Origin of the sequence: Vibrio crassostreae, assembly GCF_024347415.1 — a bacterium.
Taxonomy (GTDB): domain Bacteria; phylum Pseudomonadota; class Gammaproteobacteria; order Enterobacterales; family Vibrionaceae; genus Vibrio; species Vibrio crassostreae.
Window position 1 is genome coordinate 2162153 of the sequence record NZ_AP025476.1, and the last position, 15629, is coordinate 2177781.

The window sequence follows — 15629 nt, forward strand, 5'->3', positions numbered from 1 at the left end:
AGGAGGCCTAAATTACACATTTAGTAATTAAATTACACATTTAATGTAATTTAGCGTAAGATCAGTCCACAAGCCCGGAGCTGACTGCGTATTTAGCGAGCTCTGCTGTAGAGTGAATATCTAGCTTATGCTTAATATTTTGTCTATGGGTTTCGACCGTTCGATAGCTGATATTCAGTGCCTTCGCGACCTCTTTGCTACTCTCCCCTTTCGCGACTAATTTCAATACCGCTTCTTCACGTCTGCTCAATGGATTCTTCACAGATTGCGTCGGAGTAATTGGCTGAGTAAACAAATTCTGCGTTACTTTTTCACAGAAATAGGTCGAGCCTTGATTGACGGTTTTGATTGCCTGCACCATTTTTTCAGCCGAAATCTCTTTCAACATATAGCCGACCGCGCCCGACTGCATCACCTTCATGATGTATTCACGGTTATTATGCATGGTCAGCATCAACACCTTGGCTTCAGGGTCTTCTTCTTTAATCAGGTGGGTCGCATCAATACCATTCATGATAGGCATGCTAATATCCATCAACACCACATCAGGGCGCAGCGTTTTCACTGTCTCAACCGCTTCTAATCCATTACTGGCTGTGCCTATCACGCTAATATCAGGCTCGAGTTCTAATCTCGCCATAAAGCCATCCAGTACGACTTGGTGATCGTCAGCAATCACAACTCGAATAACTTCACTCATTCACTAATCCTTCTAGTGTCAGTAACACTGTAATTTCCGTTCCGAAACCAATCTCACTCATCAACTCAAAATCACCGCCGATGAACTCCACTCGCTCTCTCATGTTACGCAGTCCGATCCCTCGCTTCTCCATCGCTTTATAAGTATTGAAACCAACACCGTTATCTTGGATAAGCAGTTGCAACACGTTGCCAATTTGCTGAGCGATAACCGTTACCTTGGTCGCTTGCGCGTGTTTCTCTATGTTGTTCAATGACTCTTGCACCACTCGATACAAGGTCGTTGCGGCTTCTGATTTTAACTTACCCGGTTGAGTGCTAAATAAAGTTTCCACCTCAATACCGGAGTGCGCCTGAAAATCTAATAACAACGAAGACAATGCCGCTTCTAAGCCAATGTCATCCAGTGAACTTGGGCGAAGTTGATGTGAAATGTGCCTCACCTCTTCAATCGCTCGCATAAGTGAATGCTGTGACTTATTCAAATGTGCTTTAAGGTCCTCACTCTGTAGCTTATTACCGAGTAGCTCTAAGTGACAACGACTCGACACTAATAATTGGTTAATACCATCATGTAACTCACGTGCTAGGTGTTTCTTCTCGTCTTCTTGGAACATCACCGTCTTATGCGCCAGTTCTTTGAGGTTGTTATCGGCAATACGATGTTCATGCATGTTGATGGCTAAGGTAAGTACGATAATAACGGCCACCGTCACACTCAAAATCACCACAATAGAAAAGAACGTGGTTTCAATATTCTTGTTTATCTCAGCCTGCATTGAAGCCACTTCTTGGTGCACATCTTCAATATACAAACCGGTGCCAATCATCCAATCCCAGCGTTCTAGCCAAGCGGCGTAACTCAACTTAGACACCACCTCACCCGTCGATGGCTTTTGCCATAAATACTGGTGAAATCCTCCGCCCGTTTGTGCCTCTCTTAGCAGGGCTTCTATCAGAAAGTCACCATCCTCGTCTTGCAGTTCAAGTAGGTTTTGACCAATCAATTCAGGCTGAATCGGATGAACTAAATTGGTTCCGTGGCGATCGTAGGCAAAGAAATACCCGTCCGACCCGTATCTAAGTTTAGACAATATGGCTCGAACTTCCGTTTTGGCTTGAGCTTCTTGGATGTCAGGGTCGTTGTAGATGTGCTCAATGGCATCGAATGCGAGGTCTACTGTGTCTTTGAGGGCGTTTTCACGTGACTTGATTAAGCTGTCTCTGAAGATTTCGACCTCTTTCGCGCCCAACGTTTTGGTTTGGTGTAACGAGATCCAACTAATACTCGCCGTAACCAGCAGCAACGGGAGTAACGTCAGCAAAATCAGCTTGGCTTTTAGAGGCATTCCTTTTCCTCACTAAAAACGGCTTATTGAACATCAATAAGCCGTTTTATTTTAGCAATTTATAGATAGCCGTTGAAACATATCATTCACATTCTTGGCGTCACTCACATTCCATAGAACGCAGGAAATGCGAGAAGTGATCCAAGTACGAGGATTTGAATCAGAATGAATGGCATCACACCGCGGTAGATGTCTTTCGTAGTTACGCCTTTTGGTGCCACGCCTTTTAGATAGAACAGGCTGAAACCAAATGGCGGCGTCAGGAATGAGGTTTGTAGGTTCATCGCAATCAGGATAGCGAACCATGTCATGTTGATGCCCATTAGCTCAGCAACTGGCGCAATGATCGGTACGATGATGAAACAGATCTCAACAAAGTCGATGAAGAAACCTAAAATCAAAATCACTAACATGGTGATGATCAGGAAGCCCCACTTCTCGCCTGGAAGCTGTAGCATCCACTCTTCAACCAGATAATCACCACCGGTATAAGTGAACGCCATCGAGAACGCAGTCGCACCCAACAAGATAGCAAACACCATCGCTGTTACTTTCACCGTCTCTTTCGATGCGTCGTACACCATCGACCAACTAAACTGACCGTACAGTAGTGCCAATACCATAGCACCCGCGCCACCTAATGCTGCAGACTCTGTTGGGGTTGCCACACCCGCAAAGATTGAACCCAGTACAACAATGATTAACGCGAGAGGCGGAAGAATCGCTTTAAGTGCATCTAACACTTCTTGCTTACGGCTGATTGAATCGTCTCGCTCAATCGGTTGAGCCGCTTCAGGGTGTAGCTTAGCGTATATCAAGATGTAGAGAATGTACGCGCCGACTAACATCACGCCCGGCCAAATCGCCGCTTGGAATAAGTCCCCTACTGGTACACCTAGTACATCACCTAACAAGATCAACACGATGGATGGCGGAATGATTTGCCCTAACGTACCAGACGCACAAATGGTGCCGCACGCTAAGCCTTTGTCGTAATTGTACTTAAGCATTACTGGCAGAGAGATAAGTCCCATTGCAACAACAGAAGCACCAACCACACCAGTAGAAGCCGCAAGCAGTGAACCTACCAATACGGTTGAAATCGCGATACCGCCACGTACGCCACCGAACAGCCTTCCCATAGACTCAAGCAACTGCTCAGCAAGCTTGGTCTTTTGTAGAACAAGCCCCATGAAAACAAACAATGGAACGGCCATCAGAACCGTGTTTTCCATAATGGATTGAATTCGATATGGCATGAAGGCAAACATCTCAATGCCCTCAGCCCAAACACCAAAGATTAACGCGATACCACCAAAGGTGAACGCCACTGGGAAGCCAAGTAAAAGCGCAAACAAGGCTACGAAAAACATTACTATTCCAATCATGTTCAGCCTCTACTTGTTGTTTGTATGGATATTGTTTGCATGGACTAGGTGCGGATTAAAAATCTTGTTCAGTGAATGCAAGATCAAACCTACGCCACTCAGTGCCATTAAGAAGAATGACAGCGGGATCATGGCTTTGATGATCCAGCGATACGGCAGGCCACCGGGATCGCCTGAGGTCTCCCCCAGTTCATAGCTCTCTTTGGCAACATCGATACCAAACCAAGCCACCAGCAGACAAAACGGAAGTAGAAAGATAAGCGTACCCAGCAGGTCAATAATCGCTTGTGCTTTAAAGCTCAGTTGCTCGTAGAACACGTCAACTCGAACATGCCCCCCCGCTTTGATGGCATAAGGAACACCAAGTAGGAAAACGGCTGAGAAAAGGTGCCATTCCATCTCTTGGAAGGCGATAGAGACATCGTTGAAGGCATATCTCATGACAACGTCATACACGACGTTGGCGATAAGTAAAATAAACAACATACTGGAAAGCCATCCCAGTGCGTCACCGATACGATTAAACAGGCGTTCAATATAAATTAGACTTCGCATTCCCGACTCCATGGAATTTGAAAAGACATCGCGCAGCTAGGTAACGAGCTGTAGGACGTAGAAAAGGTTCTTGAGCGTAATACAGGATTTATCTTAGTTATTATGTTTTAAATGAACCCGCCACTTACTCACTCTTAGTTGCCTAATATGGAAAGCTTTGGGTTCATTTAGATTCAGTTCAACAACTGTCGATTATTTCGCTTGGCTATTTAGGTAAGCTCTGTGAGAAATATCCGTCCATGAACGTACTTGCTCTAGGTAGCTTGCTTGTGAAGCTTGAATCTCTTTTGCTAGCTCATCTTTCTCAGCATGTGCAGCAAGTAGGCGATCGTTCGCTTCTTTCAGAGCAGACATAACCTCTGGCGGGAAATCTTTCACTTGTACATCTGGGTATTCTGTCTTCATTGAAACCCAGTTCTTACCACTTTCGTGCGTTGCTTGTGTGTACATGTCGTAAGCTGCTGTACGCATTGCAACACGCAGAATTTCTTGTAGGTCTTCAGGCAGCTTGTTCCACGTGCGTTTGTTCACTAGGAATTGAAGCTCTGAACCCGGCTCGTGCCAACCTGTGTAGTAGTAAGGCGCGATTTTGTGGAAGCCCATTCGTAAATCCAGTGATGGACCTACCCACTCGAGTGCATCAATCGTGCGACGCTCTAGAGACGTGTAAAGTTCACCTGGGGCAATGTTGGTTGGTTTCGCACCTAGCTCAGCAAGAATCTCGCCCGCAAAGCCTGGAATTCGCATTTTCAGACCTTGTAGATCTTCAACACTGTTGATCTCTTTTTGAAACCAACCACCCATCTGAATATCTGTGTTACCACCTGGGAACGACATCAAGTTGTGTGGAGAGTAAACCTGCTCCATCAATTCCATACCACCACCGTGATAGAACCACGCGTATTGTTCTGCTGGCGTCATACCGAAAGGCATAGAAGTGAAGTAAAGAGTGTTTGGAACTTTACCTTTCCAGTAGTAAGAGCCTGAGTGACCCATGTCGTATTGACCAGACTTAACCATGTCAAAAACGCCAAGAGGGGCTTTGTGTTTGTTTGCTGAATCGATTCTGATTTGAAGTCGACCATTCGACATCTTCTCAGCCATCGCTGCCATGTTCTTAGTTGCATCACCAAAAACTGGGAAGTTTGGTCCCCACGTTTCTGCAAGCTTTAAACGATAAACCTTATCAGCGGCTGTAGCACCAGTAGCGACCAAAGCTAAACAAGCCGCAGCGGTTACTGCAACGTTTTTAAAAACTCGTGTGAGGGAGTTAGAAATGAGACTCATGTTCACGTCCTTTGTTGGGTTAACACTCTTTCTATGAGCATTTTTTATGATTCAATATAAGAGTGCACCGTGATGAGGCAACAAGATATCAGGGAGAGCACGCACGCATGGCGTGAGCAAAGTTACGTATTAGACCAAAGGATTAAGTAGAACTACGTAGGAGATGATTGAATAGCGTCGATTTTAAAGGAGTTTGGACATTCACCAAGGCAATGCGTATTGATAAATACCTAAGTAGTTATAATGAACCGCTATTAACAATTGATTCCCATTTCGTGATGAAGCTCTATCCATTGCTGCATTTTTGGGAAAGTCACCCGCACTTTTTAGTTACGCGCCCTACTTTAGGGCTTGCTGATGAGAAGCAAAGCTAGGAATTAGATATAGCAAGTTAGGCGGTCGCTCGGAATGGGAATAACCAGTAAATGAGAATAAGTGGTAAATGAAGTTTATGACAGGCACAAAAAAGCCTCGATAATCGAGGCTTAAAAACTTAACGAAGCGAATGTAATCCCACAGGATTAGATAGCTTTGTAGATAACCTTGTTACCTGCTAGCTGCTCTTTCGCTACTAGGTTTTCTTCAAGAAGTTTTTTCAATGCGCCTGTTGCCCATGAAGCTGCTTTCGCGTCTTCTTGACCAGCTTCTAGGCCGATACCTTTAGGGTTAATGCCTTCAGCATTGCTAACAACGATGTCTAGAACTTGTTGTTGCTTAGGAGTCAGTGCTACTGCAACTTCTTTAGTTGCTGCTACTGTTTTCTCTACCGCTGGTTTTGCTGCTACAGTTTTTTCTGCTACAACTTTCTCTGCGACAGGCTTCGCTTTTTTCGGCGTTGCCACTGCTTTAACTACAGCCGCTTTAGTGCGTTTCTGCAGTTTAGCCTGCACCTTACGCTTATGAGCAAGTCTCATTGAATATTTCTCCAGTTCACTGCTCTTTTCGCAGTGGTGAAAATTTGAAGCGCGATTTATACCAAAAAACAGGAGCTATTTGTAGAGTGAAGCGTCGAAAGTCGACGAAAAATACCGATATTGTCTACTAGCGTCTATTATTTAAACATCGACTTATCAATTCAGGGTCATATACACTGGTTATCCATCCAGACAAAAATATGAAAACTTGGTGTTGCCTATGGACACTCGTCACCTTACTAATTTCTCTTTGCCTTCATTCACTCGCTCGTACCGTATCCTCGCCGTTATTTTAGGCTTCATTTGCTTGATCGTTGCGCTCTACAGTGACAATCCAAAGTTACTGATCGTGGGTGCTTTTTGCAGTATTGCCCTTCTGGGAACCGGCTACTATTTGATGCTGCGCAGCCGAGTGATGTTCACACTCACCCCGACTCATTTTCAGCAGCATTTTTATAAAGGGGGCTGGGTCTTAAAGTGGAACAACATCCAAAAAATTGGGCTTTGCACCTATGAACAAGATGGCTGGCACCAACCTTTGCCTTGGATTGGTATCAAGGTTAAAGATTACTCGCCCTACCTCGATTCGATCTGCCCCAAAATCACCTGTGAGTTATTACTCAGCCAACGAGCACTTTTGTATCTAGGAGCCAAACAAGCGGGTAAAGAGTCAAACTTTGAAGATATGGTTCTCGACTCATCGCATTACCATACGCGCTGCACTGAGAACGGTTGTGTGGAACTGAGCCGATATAAAGAGTTAAAAAATACTGAAGAGGTAAGCTTCAACGATAGCCAAACACAGACGACCTCAGAATCATCTGATGAAACGAACAATCAAAGCACGGTGATTAAAGACTATTCTGGATTACAGGCGATGCTTGCCAACAGGATGAAGTATCAAAGGGGCTTCCACGGTTATGATATTTTCATATCAACTCAAGATTTAAATATGAGTGGAGAAGAGTTTGTTGGACTGGCTCGACGCTACTTGGCTGCTGCTGAACGCCTTTCTGACTAAGGGTTGCCAGTAAATTCGCGCGCAATAAAAAAGCTTAGCTTTCACAACAAAAGCTAAGCTTCATTTTTCAATCAATCGACACGAACAACTGGTCTTTTAATCAAAGGCTTAATTAGTACAGAGGCATTTCATCTGCTACGAACGGGTTTGATGCGCGCTCGCGACCGAATGTCGATTCAGGACCATGACCCGGAACGAATGTTACGTCACTGCCTAGTGGCCAAAGCTTTGTCTTAATTGAAGCGATAAGTGTATTGAAATCACCTTGTGGGAAGTCAGTACGACCAATTGCGCCGTTAAACAATACATCACCCACAAACGCTAGACGTGCTTGCTCGCTGAACAGTACAACATGGCCTGGAGTGTGGCCCGGCGTGTGAATCACGTCGATCACTTGATTACCAAACGTGACTTTGTCACCCTCTTCTAACCAAGTGTTTGGTTCAAAGGCTTTACACAGTGGAAATCCAAACATTTGGCTTTGATTCTCTAGACCTTGAAGCCAGAAGTTATCGGCCTTATGTGGACCAACAATATTCACCTTTAAGATCTCAGCAAGTGGTACCGTACCACCAACATGATCTAAGTGACCGTGCGTCAGTACCAAGTTCACCACTTTAACACCTAGCTCTTCAATGATCGCAGCTAGTTGTTGAACATCACCGCCCGGATCGACAACGATGCCTTCCATTGCCTCATCACACCACACAATTGAGCAGTTTTGAGAGAAAGAGGTAACAGGTACAACTTGATACTTAAGAGACATATACAAACCTTAGAGGGCAAACTGAAATTTGGGCAAACTATGACATTGGATGTCTACTTTGACAAGTACCTAGCATTCGCTCGCAAACTCAACCTAACTCTACCAGCTACGTACTGGGCCAGTATCGATATGGATAAAGTTGCTACGTGCATAATAACCAACACCACCGGCATTCAGGCTTTTGGCTACGTCTCTTAGCTCTTTCAGATCGACACCATCGATACGAAAATCGATCGCTTTACCAAGCATGTGATAACTCTTCTTCGCCACGCCACTCGATTTTGAGCGCAATGCTTCATTGGTCGCTGGAGAACGGTAACCAGAGATGATCTGGACTTCTTTTTGAATACCTAACACGTTTTGAATCTGAGTGATCTGATCAAACAGGTTTTTATCCATTGGATGAATTTCATTGCGGCGGAAATCGCGACATAGCTTGCTAAGGCGTGCCATCTCGTCACCAACATAGTTAGTACCATCGAAATAACAGGTCTCTAATCTTTCACCGGTGTGAAGGTTATTCATGCTAATCGTTCTTGGTTGATCCGGGTATGAAGCAAAAGCGATAGAAGGTGTAATTGAGGCGATAACAGCGGTACCACCAGCGTAAGTCAGAAACTGACGGCGAGAAAATAAACTTTGAGACATACAGCAAAAAAACCAATTAGATCGAACGAAAAATGCACGATACATAATGAAAATTGCTGCGTCAACGTACTAAAACCGCTCAAAAGGTTAGTATTTGTAACCTTTACGCGGTTAGTTATTGATCCACATTATAATTTTATCAATAGAAGCTTAGTTGTCATTTTTTAGTCAAGATCACCTTTATTGAACACATTTCAATCAACCACCCTCTTTATCATATTGGTAGATATCGCCACGGTACTGTATGCCCCCTTCTTCAAACAACACGGTTTGATAGATGATATGCACAGGAATTCGCTTTTTGAGGCGAACCTTAGTGTTCGGAGCAAGGTCATCATTTTGGTTCGGTACTTTCCTTACCTTAGTGGCAAACAATAACTCAGCAAGTTCTTCTGCATGTTCGACACGTATGCAACCTGAGCTATAAGCACGGAAGTCATCATTAAACAGACCTTTACTTGGCGTATCGTGCAGATAAATCGCTCTTTTGTTAGGTGTGTTGAACTTGTACAAACCTAATGCATTACTCGAACCCGCCTGTTGACGCATTCGATATGGGAATGAATTGAAATTGATGGTCTGCCAATCTATCTCGGTGGTATCGACCGTTTCCATGGTACGCCAGCCATCAATGACTTGGAAGTTGTGTGTCTCTAAATAGCTTTCGTCCGCTTTTACTTTGGGCAGGATATCTTTAACCATGATTTTCCATGGCACATTCCAAGTCGGGTTTACAATGACAGAATCTAGGTTTATCTCTAAAAGCGGTGTTTTTCGCGATTTTCTTCCCACGACGACTTTAGACTCAAACACCTCTTCGCCATCTTCCCAGTACTTCATGTCAAAACTCGGCACGTTAACGACGATGAGAGAATCTCGGTCTCTTGGCCACAAACGAACACGTTCAGCATTCAGAGCCAATGAGGTTAATCGATCATCAAAGCCCATGTTGATCCACTTTATCGTGTCAGGGCCGATGATCCCATCGTCTGTAAGACCGTGCATACGCTGGAAGGACTTAATCGCCGTTTGCAGATCTCGATCGAACTTAGGGAAATCGACCGCGATCATCGAAGTATCAACACCGACCAAGGCAATACGTTCAACCAGAGTCGCTTTGTCTGAAAGCGAGTCGCCCAAGCGTTTCAAGCCTTTCTGTCTGTACCGATCAATCTTGAGCTCGGACGCGGTTTCTAAAACTGAATAAGTCGCCTTGAATTGGTCGAAATCCCCCACTGGCGGTGCGTAAGACAACACCATCTCCAATAAGTAATCATTGGCGACACTGCTTTTCAGTCTCATCAGAATATGGGGCGAAGGCGCTGGTAATTTGGAATGTAGCTTACCCGAAAAGTACCACTCCTTACCGGCAAGTGGCGCATTTTCAACGTAGCTTAGGTAGTAGATAAAGGTGTCGGTAAGTAATATGTCCAACTCTTGCCATTGAGCGTAGGATTGATAGTGACGGATTTGCTTAAGTTGTCGTTCAAAGAGCGGTGCCATTTGAGCTTGTTCGAGAAGCGACAATTGAAATTCAAATGCTTTAACCAGTTCTGGCGAATCCCAAAGGATAGGAAAAGAAGTGTCTTGATAAATACTCTGGGTAAGCTCTGGATAAATCAGCATAAAAGAGAGCTCTGAATCAGCCGGAATGAAACGGCTCTCGTCAGAACTCGTATAGCTCCATGCGTGCACAGAAACTAACACCAATAATCCACAGAAGTATTTCGCTAACATGCTTAACTCCATCCCCATAATCTAATAAGTATGGCAAAGAAATTGGAGTAAGCATGTTAATTTTTAAGGTGCTATATGTATCAAATTGACGACCAGTGGTTATCCCACTGAACCGTAGATTGCTGGGTCGATTTCTCATGAGGCTTTCGCTGGCTAACCACACTCCCCGCCCCAGAGCTGAGTCGAAACTCTCCATCAAGTAACACGGCACCAGAGGCATCAGATAGCGCAGAAAGTTCGACTAACTCTTTACTCTCTTTGGACCAAATACCGTAGCAGTTGCCTCTTGGCGAAGTCGCAATAATCCAATCATCTGACGCCGCAATACTGGCGATATAGTGATTGAACCTTGCCCATTGCTCTGGCTCTGCGTTCAGTGATTCAAACTGCCCGCCTTTAGTATGCATCGCCAATAGCGAAGGATACTCATCTGGTTCACCACGATATTGCTGGCCACAAAGCACGGTTTCAGCACCATCATGGGCTAAGTGTCGAATGCTCAGCTTCTTATCCAACAATTCAACCTGATCAAGTAACACACCTTCAGGAGAAACATAACTCAAGCTCGGCTGCATCGAATCTAGGTTTTTCGGTGTTCTACCATCAGTATGAACGCCACCAACGCCGATCGCGAGATTACCATCCGGCATGATGATCACTTCATGAGGCCCAATACCAAAACCGCTGAACTCTTCGACCTTACGATAGCCTTGCGCGACATCGTAAACGCCAATCACACCTTGGCTGCTGTCCGTTTTCCCTTCAGTGGCATACAGTAACTTACCATCTAATGAGTAAACGCCATGACCATAGAAGTGACGGTTCTTACCTTTCACGACCATTTTGATCTGCTGACCGTTTTTATAGTCAAACACCATAAAATAGTCACCAGGACGACGAGCAAAAACCACCGCATGTGATGAGGTTGGGCAAATCGCGACGCCATGACCACGATCTGGAATCGGCAGTTGACTCAATGGCATTCCATATTCGTCAGCCACAACCGCTGAATATTGACCTCGCCCATTCAGCGCACAACCGATTAATTGAGGCTCACTAGATGAGCTCACAGCACCAGAGCGACTAGCGCAGCCAAACGGAAGCAATGGAACAGCTGCACAACCCAGTGCAGCTTTGAGTAGCGTTCTTCGCGTAGTATCAGTCACCATCGGTAGCATTAAATCCTATTACCACGCCAAGCTCTATCGCCACTTCTTCATGAATCAGGTACTTCAAACGTTCTAGTTTGTTGTATTGAGTTAGCACATCTCGGTAGCCCTCTTTACTCTGCAATAACTCAAACAAGCTTGAGTCTGTAGGCCAAGTATCTAGCGTCAATGTGAACTGGTCAGCAACACGGTCAGCAAGGTCGTTTAAGCCCTTCTCTCTCAACAAGCCGTCTAGGCCATTGCCATCGGCAAGGTACAAATTCTGAAGTGCTGCTACATTGGCTTTTAGTTGAGTCATCGAGGTTTGTGCACGCCATGATTCTGAGAAGTAAGGACGCGGATGACCAATTTTCGCCATCGGGCGACTCAGCTTTTTCATGCTGTAATCAAGCTGGTTAGTCAATAGAGCGATGTATTCAGATTCCCAACGCATCTCGTCTAGCGCTAGCCACGGGTTAACCTGCCAAGCTTCAGCAATAGAGGCCGATTTCATTGCCAAGTTTTGTGCGATAGCTGGTGAAGATAGACAGCCTGAAGCTTTGTCTTGAAGCAGTGGAGATTGCTCGTCGTACAGAGACCACTCCAAGGCGCCAAGCCCCTGAACGGTCACACTTTGCTGTGCAATTTCGTCTTGTGACCAAGCTTTATCTTGCTGAGTCAGCTGACGCATCTTTAGACCTGTGGTGTTCTTTTTGTCTGGCCAAAACTGAACATTCCAGCTCTCTTCCAGTGCCGCTGTTGGGCCTCTTTCTTGACCTTGTAGTGCCATCCAACTGTTCATTGTAAGCTGCCACTGAGCTTTCAACGTATCAAGCTCAACACTATTGGTTTGGCAGTAACCCTGCATCAAGACTTCTAGTTCACTGGCTTGCTTGGCAAATAGAACTGCAGAATCAAACTCTTGTTGATAGACACTGCGACTAATATGACTTGCCGTGTCGGCTTGATAGGACACACCGTTAACCTCAAATGAAGCAGTCTGCTCACCCGATGATTGACAGCCTGCCATGATTAATACCGACAAAGGCATTAACAAAAATTTATGTGTCATGCTGTTACCTTACTTCCTAATTTTTCTTTTAATTATATGAGTTCACTAAATATGAAACGACCGCTGAGCTCGTATTCCTACAAGTTCAGCGGTTGTGTTCTTTAGGTTAGCTGAGTAGTTAAACCGCTAAATCTCAGTCCGACTACAGCGAGTTCAAAAACGCCAGCAGTGCTTCACGCTCAATCGCATTCAAAGACAGTACGTTTTGTTTTGCCATTTCTGCTTCACCGCCATGCCAAAGTACCGCCTCCATAACGTTTCTTGCACGACCATCATGAAGCAGGAACGTATGACCATTCACTTCTTTGGTATAACCTAACCCCCACAATGGCGTGGTGCGCCACTCTTGACCGTTAGCCAGATACTCTGGGCGATTATCCGCTAGGCCTTCACCCATATCATGCAGCAGCATATCGGTGTATGGGCTAATTAACTGATTAGATAATGCTGGCAGACCTTCTCGCTCTGCCGTGCGGAACTCAGCTTGATGACAGCTTTGACAGCCAACGTCTTTGAACAGTTTTTTACCTTGCACGACAGCCGGATCATCAACATTACGACGAATAGGTACTGCTAAGTGCTGCGAATAGAACTCAACAAAATCTAGGATGTTGTCGCTGACTTCTGGCTCACCGCCATTTGGGAAATCATCACAAGTCGATTGTGCAGATGTGCAGTTTTCGTTCGGGAATAAGCTGCTTGTTAGGCCTAAGTCACCATTAAATGCCGCTGCATTTTGCTGCATTAGATTTGGCTGTCCGGCTTTCCAACCGAAACGACCCAGTGCTATTTCGTTTGTGCGAACATCAAGAACGTAATTGGCTTTACCCGATACGCCCTGTTTATCCGCTGCTTGTTGCTTAGCGAAACCAAGAATCGTCTCTTGAGGAATACTCTCGAGCAGACCCAAACCGATCATTGGCGGAGCAACACGAGCTGAGAATTCCGTTTTAGGGTGCATCTCACCGAACGCAAGCTCAGTAATTTTTAAAGTGGGTTTACGCAGAGTAACAACCGTGCCGTCTTTAAATTCAACAGGAACATCGGTATAACTGATGTTCACTTTCCCCTCAGGTTTAACACCTTGAAGTGCGAAATCTTGTAGCTGGCCACCGTAAGTCGGTTCTGGGATGCCACCATCGCGAATAAAGGCTTGTCTTTGCTCTGGCGTTTCAGCCGGAATGCTCAAGCGAACCAACATGGATACCGCGTTCTCATCGCCCTTTTCTGGCGCGTGACCACGACCATCTTTGATGTGGCAGTTTTGGCAGCCGTTGGTGTTAAATAGTGGTCCTAATCCATCACGAGCATCAGTTGATGACGGTGCGGGAACCCAAGGGTTTCTAAAGAAACTGTTGCCTACGCTGAAATCTAAGCGTTTACTCATTGGTAGGTTGGCTGCGGGAAGGGAAAAAGCGTTCGCCCCCTCTTTCTTAACGGTCGTTTTGCCGCCAGAGTAAGTTTCATGGGCATGTAATGGCGATAAGACAAACAGTGCGGTTAATAGTGAGGCTGATAGATACGACTTCATACATTGCCTTGCTGTGTTTTTTGGTTTTAGTTTTTATGTGGGTGTGGCTTTCTTGAGGATCAAACAATTAAGGGCTCAATGAGAGCCCTTATATTTATTTTTGGCTCAGGTTCTTAGAACTCGTGATCCGCTGTGTCTGGGTTCAGGCTATCAATGCCAATCACACCCGCAGCACGCTCAATTGCAGCTGTTTGAGACACTAGCGCAACAATCGTTTTGTTTACTAGTGCGTTACCCGCAGCGTTGTCAGCAGCAATTAGCTGATCGAAGTGCTGGTTGTTTTTCTCAGCAGACGTTACTAGTTGACCAACTTGTGCACGTGCTAGGTCAAACTGCTTTTGGATCTCTTTCGCAGCTTGCTCATCTTTTTGCTCTACTAGGTCAAACAGGCTTGGACCTGAAAGCAGAGTGCCGTCTTCACGCTTATATAGACCCGTGTAAACGTTGTAGATGCCTTGCTCGTTGTAGTAGTGAGAGTTGTGCGTGTTATCAGAGAAACAATCGTGCTCGTCTTCTGTAGAGTTTGCTTCTAGTGCAACCTTCATACGCTCACCCGCTAGTTCACCTAGAGACAGTGAACCCATGCCAAATAGCATTTTACGTAAGCCGTTGTCGCTAGATTCAGAAAGCAGTTCTTGACGGTAGTTACCTTTCTCACCTTCAGCCCACTGCTTTTCCATCCACTCTAGGTCTTGTATAAGCAGCTCAGCAGATGCTTTTAGGTATGCGCCACGACGGTCACAGTTACCGTTAGTACACTCAGCACCAACAACGAAATCAGTGTAAGCACGCTCACCTGCGCCGCTGTTTGTACCGTTTAAATCTTGGCCCCAAAGTAGGAATTCAATTGCGTGGTAGCCAGACGCTACGTTCGCTTCAGAACCGCCGATCTCGTTCAAGTCTGCGATTAGCTCTGGAGTAATGTTAGTTGCATCAACCGTAGTCTGACCGATTTGGAAAGTCTTATTAGCCACGATGTTTGCGCTAGCGCCTTCGTTACCAAGCTCATATTGGTAATCAGAAGAAACGTAGTCAATCAGACCTTCATCTAGTGGCCATGCGTTTAGTTGGCCTTCCCAATCATCAACAACAACGTTACCAAAGCGGAACACTTCAGACTGTTGGTAAGGAACACGAGACTCAAGCCAAGCTTGTTTTACTTGTTCGAAGTTGCTAGCAGAAGGAGAAGCTAAAAAGGTATCAATAGAAGAGTTCAACGCTTTTGCTGTAATTACTGAATCGGCAAACACGGCATGAGCAATATCTGCATAGTGTTCTACAACTTGATCTTGAGTTACTGCTGCAAAAGAAGAAGCAGAGGCAAAAATGAGTGACGAAGTTACTGCTTTTGTCACTAAAGATTTAATGGTCATGAAGCATCCTTGTTGAGCTTTAAATTATTATTCGTAGTAATAGTGCAAACCATTATCATTTGCACTACGGATTGGAATAATACAAACTCACAATTTTATTGCAAGATAAATACAAAAAAACCTCACATATGTGAGGTCTTT

The 15629-nt window shown here is 45.1% G+C and carries 15 protein-coding genes; 2 read left to right on the forward strand and 13 right to left on the reverse strand.

Annotation, left to right across the window (positions count from 1 at the left end; genetic code table 11):
* Window positions 1–61: 61 nt before the first annotated feature.
* From OC193_RS09635 to OC193_RS09655, 5 genes are all read right to left on the reverse strand, one after another.
* On the reverse strand, window positions 62–700 hold the full coding sequence (locus OC193_RS09635; RefSeq protein ID WP_048659561.1) for a response regulator transcription factor: 639 nt from the start codon (window positions 698–700) through the stop codon (window positions 62–64).
* Window positions 693–2048, reverse strand: a complete 1356-nt coding sequence (locus tag OC193_RS09640; RefSeq protein ID WP_048664744.1) for a cache domain-containing protein — start codon at window positions 2046–2048, stop codon at window positions 693–695. Before OC193_RS09640 ends, OC193_RS09635 begins: the two co-directional genes overlap by 8 nt.
* A 104-nt stretch (window positions 2049–2152) precedes the next feature.
* Window positions 2153–3436, reverse strand: coding sequence for a TRAP transporter large permease (locus OC193_RS09645; RefSeq protein ID WP_048664743.1), 1284 nt, complete (start codon window positions 3434–3436; stop codon window positions 2153–2155).
* 9 nt (window positions 3437–3445) lie between these two features.
* Entirely contained in the window at window positions 3446–3991 is a 546-nt protein-coding gene (locus OC193_RS09650) for a TRAP transporter small permease subunit (RefSeq protein ID WP_048664742.1), read from the reverse strand.
* Window positions 3992–4183: 192 nt separating this feature from the next.
* The gene (locus OC193_RS09655; RefSeq protein ID WP_017060957.1) at window positions 4184–5278 is read right to left on the reverse strand and encodes a TRAP transporter substrate-binding protein; all 1095 of its coding nucleotides are present in this window, start codon (window positions 5276–5278) and stop codon (window positions 4184–4186) included.
* Between the two features lie 167 nt (window positions 5279–5445).
* Between OC193_RS09655 and OC193_RS09660 the strand changes: the two genes are divergently transcribed.
* Window positions 5446–5652 carry a hypothetical protein gene (locus OC193_RS09660; protein WP_123924080.1) on the forward strand — a complete coding sequence of 69 codons (207 nt, stop codon included), beginning with the start codon at window positions 5446–5448 and terminating at the stop codon, window positions 5650–5652.
* A 147-nt stretch (window positions 5653–5799) separates the two neighbouring features.
* On the opposite strand, the gene OC193_RS09665 is transcribed toward OC193_RS09660, so the two are convergent.
* A complete protein-coding gene (locus OC193_RS09665; RefSeq protein WP_048664741.1) occupies window positions 5800–6192 on the reverse strand; it encodes a hypothetical protein in 393 nt (130 codons plus the stop codon).
* A 220-nt stretch (window positions 6193–6412) separates the two neighbouring features.
* On the opposite strand from OC193_RS09665, the gene OC193_RS09670 reads away from it, so the two are divergent.
* Window positions 6413–7213, forward strand: coding sequence for a DUF2982 domain-containing protein (locus OC193_RS09670; RefSeq protein WP_048664740.1), 801 nt, complete (start codon window positions 6413–6415; stop codon window positions 7211–7213).
* A 112-nt stretch (window positions 7214–7325) separates the two neighbouring features.
* Here the strand turns inward: OC193_RS09670 and OC193_RS09675 are convergent, their stop codons facing one another.
* From OC193_RS09675 to OC193_RS09705, 7 genes are all read right to left on the reverse strand, one after another.
* On the reverse strand, window positions 7326–7979 hold the full coding sequence (locus OC193_RS09675) for an MBL fold metallo-hydrolase (RefSeq protein ID WP_048664739.1): 654 nt from the start codon (window positions 7977–7979) through the stop codon (window positions 7326–7328).
* A 99-nt stretch (window positions 7980–8078) separates the two neighbouring features.
* The gene (locus OC193_RS09680) at window positions 8079–8627 is read right to left on the reverse strand and encodes a YcbK family protein (protein WP_048659567.1); all 549 of its coding nucleotides are present in this window, start codon (window positions 8625–8627) and stop codon (window positions 8079–8081) included.
* A 198-nt stretch (window positions 8628–8825) separates the two neighbouring features.
* Entirely contained in the window at window positions 8826–10364 is a 1539-nt protein-coding gene (locus tag OC193_RS09685; RefSeq protein ID WP_048664738.1) for a L,D-transpeptidase family protein, read from the reverse strand.
* 80 nt (window positions 10365–10444) lie between these two features.
* Window positions 10445–11533, reverse strand: coding sequence for a DUF1513 domain-containing protein (locus tag OC193_RS09690; RefSeq protein WP_048664737.1), 1089 nt, complete (start codon window positions 11531–11533; stop codon window positions 10445–10447).
* Complete coding sequence (locus OC193_RS09695) at window positions 11523–12584, reverse strand: imelysin family protein (protein WP_048664736.1); 1062 nt, start codon at window positions 12582–12584, stop codon at window positions 11523–11525. Before OC193_RS09695 ends, OC193_RS09690 begins: the two co-directional genes overlap by 11 nt.
* Before the next feature lie 142 nt (window positions 12585–12726).
* Complete coding sequence (locus OC193_RS09700; RefSeq protein WP_048664735.1) at window positions 12727–14115, reverse strand: di-heme oxidoreductase family protein; 1389 nt, start codon at window positions 14113–14115, stop codon at window positions 12727–12729.
* A gap of 113 nt (window positions 14116–14228) precedes the next feature.
* The gene (locus tag OC193_RS09705; RefSeq protein ID WP_048659573.1) at window positions 14229–15488 is read right to left on the reverse strand and encodes an imelysin family protein; all 1260 of its coding nucleotides are present in this window, start codon (window positions 15486–15488) and stop codon (window positions 14229–14231) included.
* Between the last annotated feature and the right edge of the window lie 141 nt (window positions 15489–15629).

What these genes read in the sequence shown, in the direction of transcription:
- OC193_RS09695 (WP_048664736.1), bottom strand. Translation starts at nt 12,584, where the DNA reads ATGACACATAAATTTTTGTTAATGCCTTTGTCGGTATTAATCATGGCA.
- OC193_RS09635 (WP_048659561.1), bottom strand. Translation starts at nt 700, where the DNA reads ATGAGTGAAGTTATTCGAGTTGTGATTGCTGACGATCACCAAGTCGTA.
- OC193_RS09690 (WP_048664737.1), bottom strand. Translation starts at nt 11,533, where the DNA reads ATGGTGACTGATACTACGCGAAGAACGCTACTCAAAGCTGCACTGGGT.
- OC193_RS09670 (WP_048664740.1), top strand. Translation starts at nt 6,413, where the DNA reads ATGGACACTCGTCACCTTACTAATTTCTCTTTGCCTTCATTCACTCGC.
- OC193_RS09650 (WP_048664742.1), bottom strand. Translation starts at nt 3,991, where the DNA reads ATGCGAAGTCTAATTTATATTGAACGCCTGTTTAATCGTATCGGTGAC.
- OC193_RS09665 (WP_048664741.1), bottom strand. Translation starts at nt 6,192, where the DNA reads ATGAGACTTGCTCATAAGCGTAAGGTGCAGGCTAAACTGCAGAAACGC.
- OC193_RS09705 (WP_048659573.1), bottom strand. Translation starts at nt 15,488, where the DNA reads ATGACCATTAAATCTTTAGTGACAAAAGCAGTAACTTCGTCACTCATT.
- OC193_RS09685 (WP_048664738.1), bottom strand. Translation starts at nt 10,364, where the DNA reads ATGTTAGCGAAATACTTCTGTGGATTATTGGTGTTAGTTTCTGTGCAC.
- OC193_RS09640 (WP_048664744.1), bottom strand. Translation starts at nt 2,048, where the DNA reads ATGCCTCTAAAAGCCAAGCTGATTTTGCTGACGTTACTCCCGTTGCTG.
- OC193_RS09680 (WP_048659567.1), bottom strand. Translation starts at nt 8,627, where the DNA reads ATGTCTCAAAGTTTATTTTCTCGCCGTCAGTTTCTGACTTACGCTGGT.
- OC193_RS09675 (WP_048664739.1), bottom strand. Translation starts at nt 7,979, where the DNA reads ATGTCTCTTAAGTATCAAGTTGTACCTGTTACCTCTTTCTCTCAAAAC.
- OC193_RS09655 (WP_017060957.1), bottom strand. Translation starts at nt 5,278, where the DNA reads ATGAGTCTCATTTCTAACTCCCTCACACGAGTTTTTAAAAACGTTGCA.
- OC193_RS09700 (WP_048664735.1), bottom strand. Translation starts at nt 14,115, where the DNA reads ATGAAGTCGTATCTATCAGCCTCACTATTAACCGCACTGTTTGTCTTA.
- OC193_RS09645 (WP_048664743.1), bottom strand. Translation starts at nt 3,436, where the DNA reads ATGATTGGAATAGTAATGTTTTTCGTAGCCTTGTTTGCGCTTTTACTT.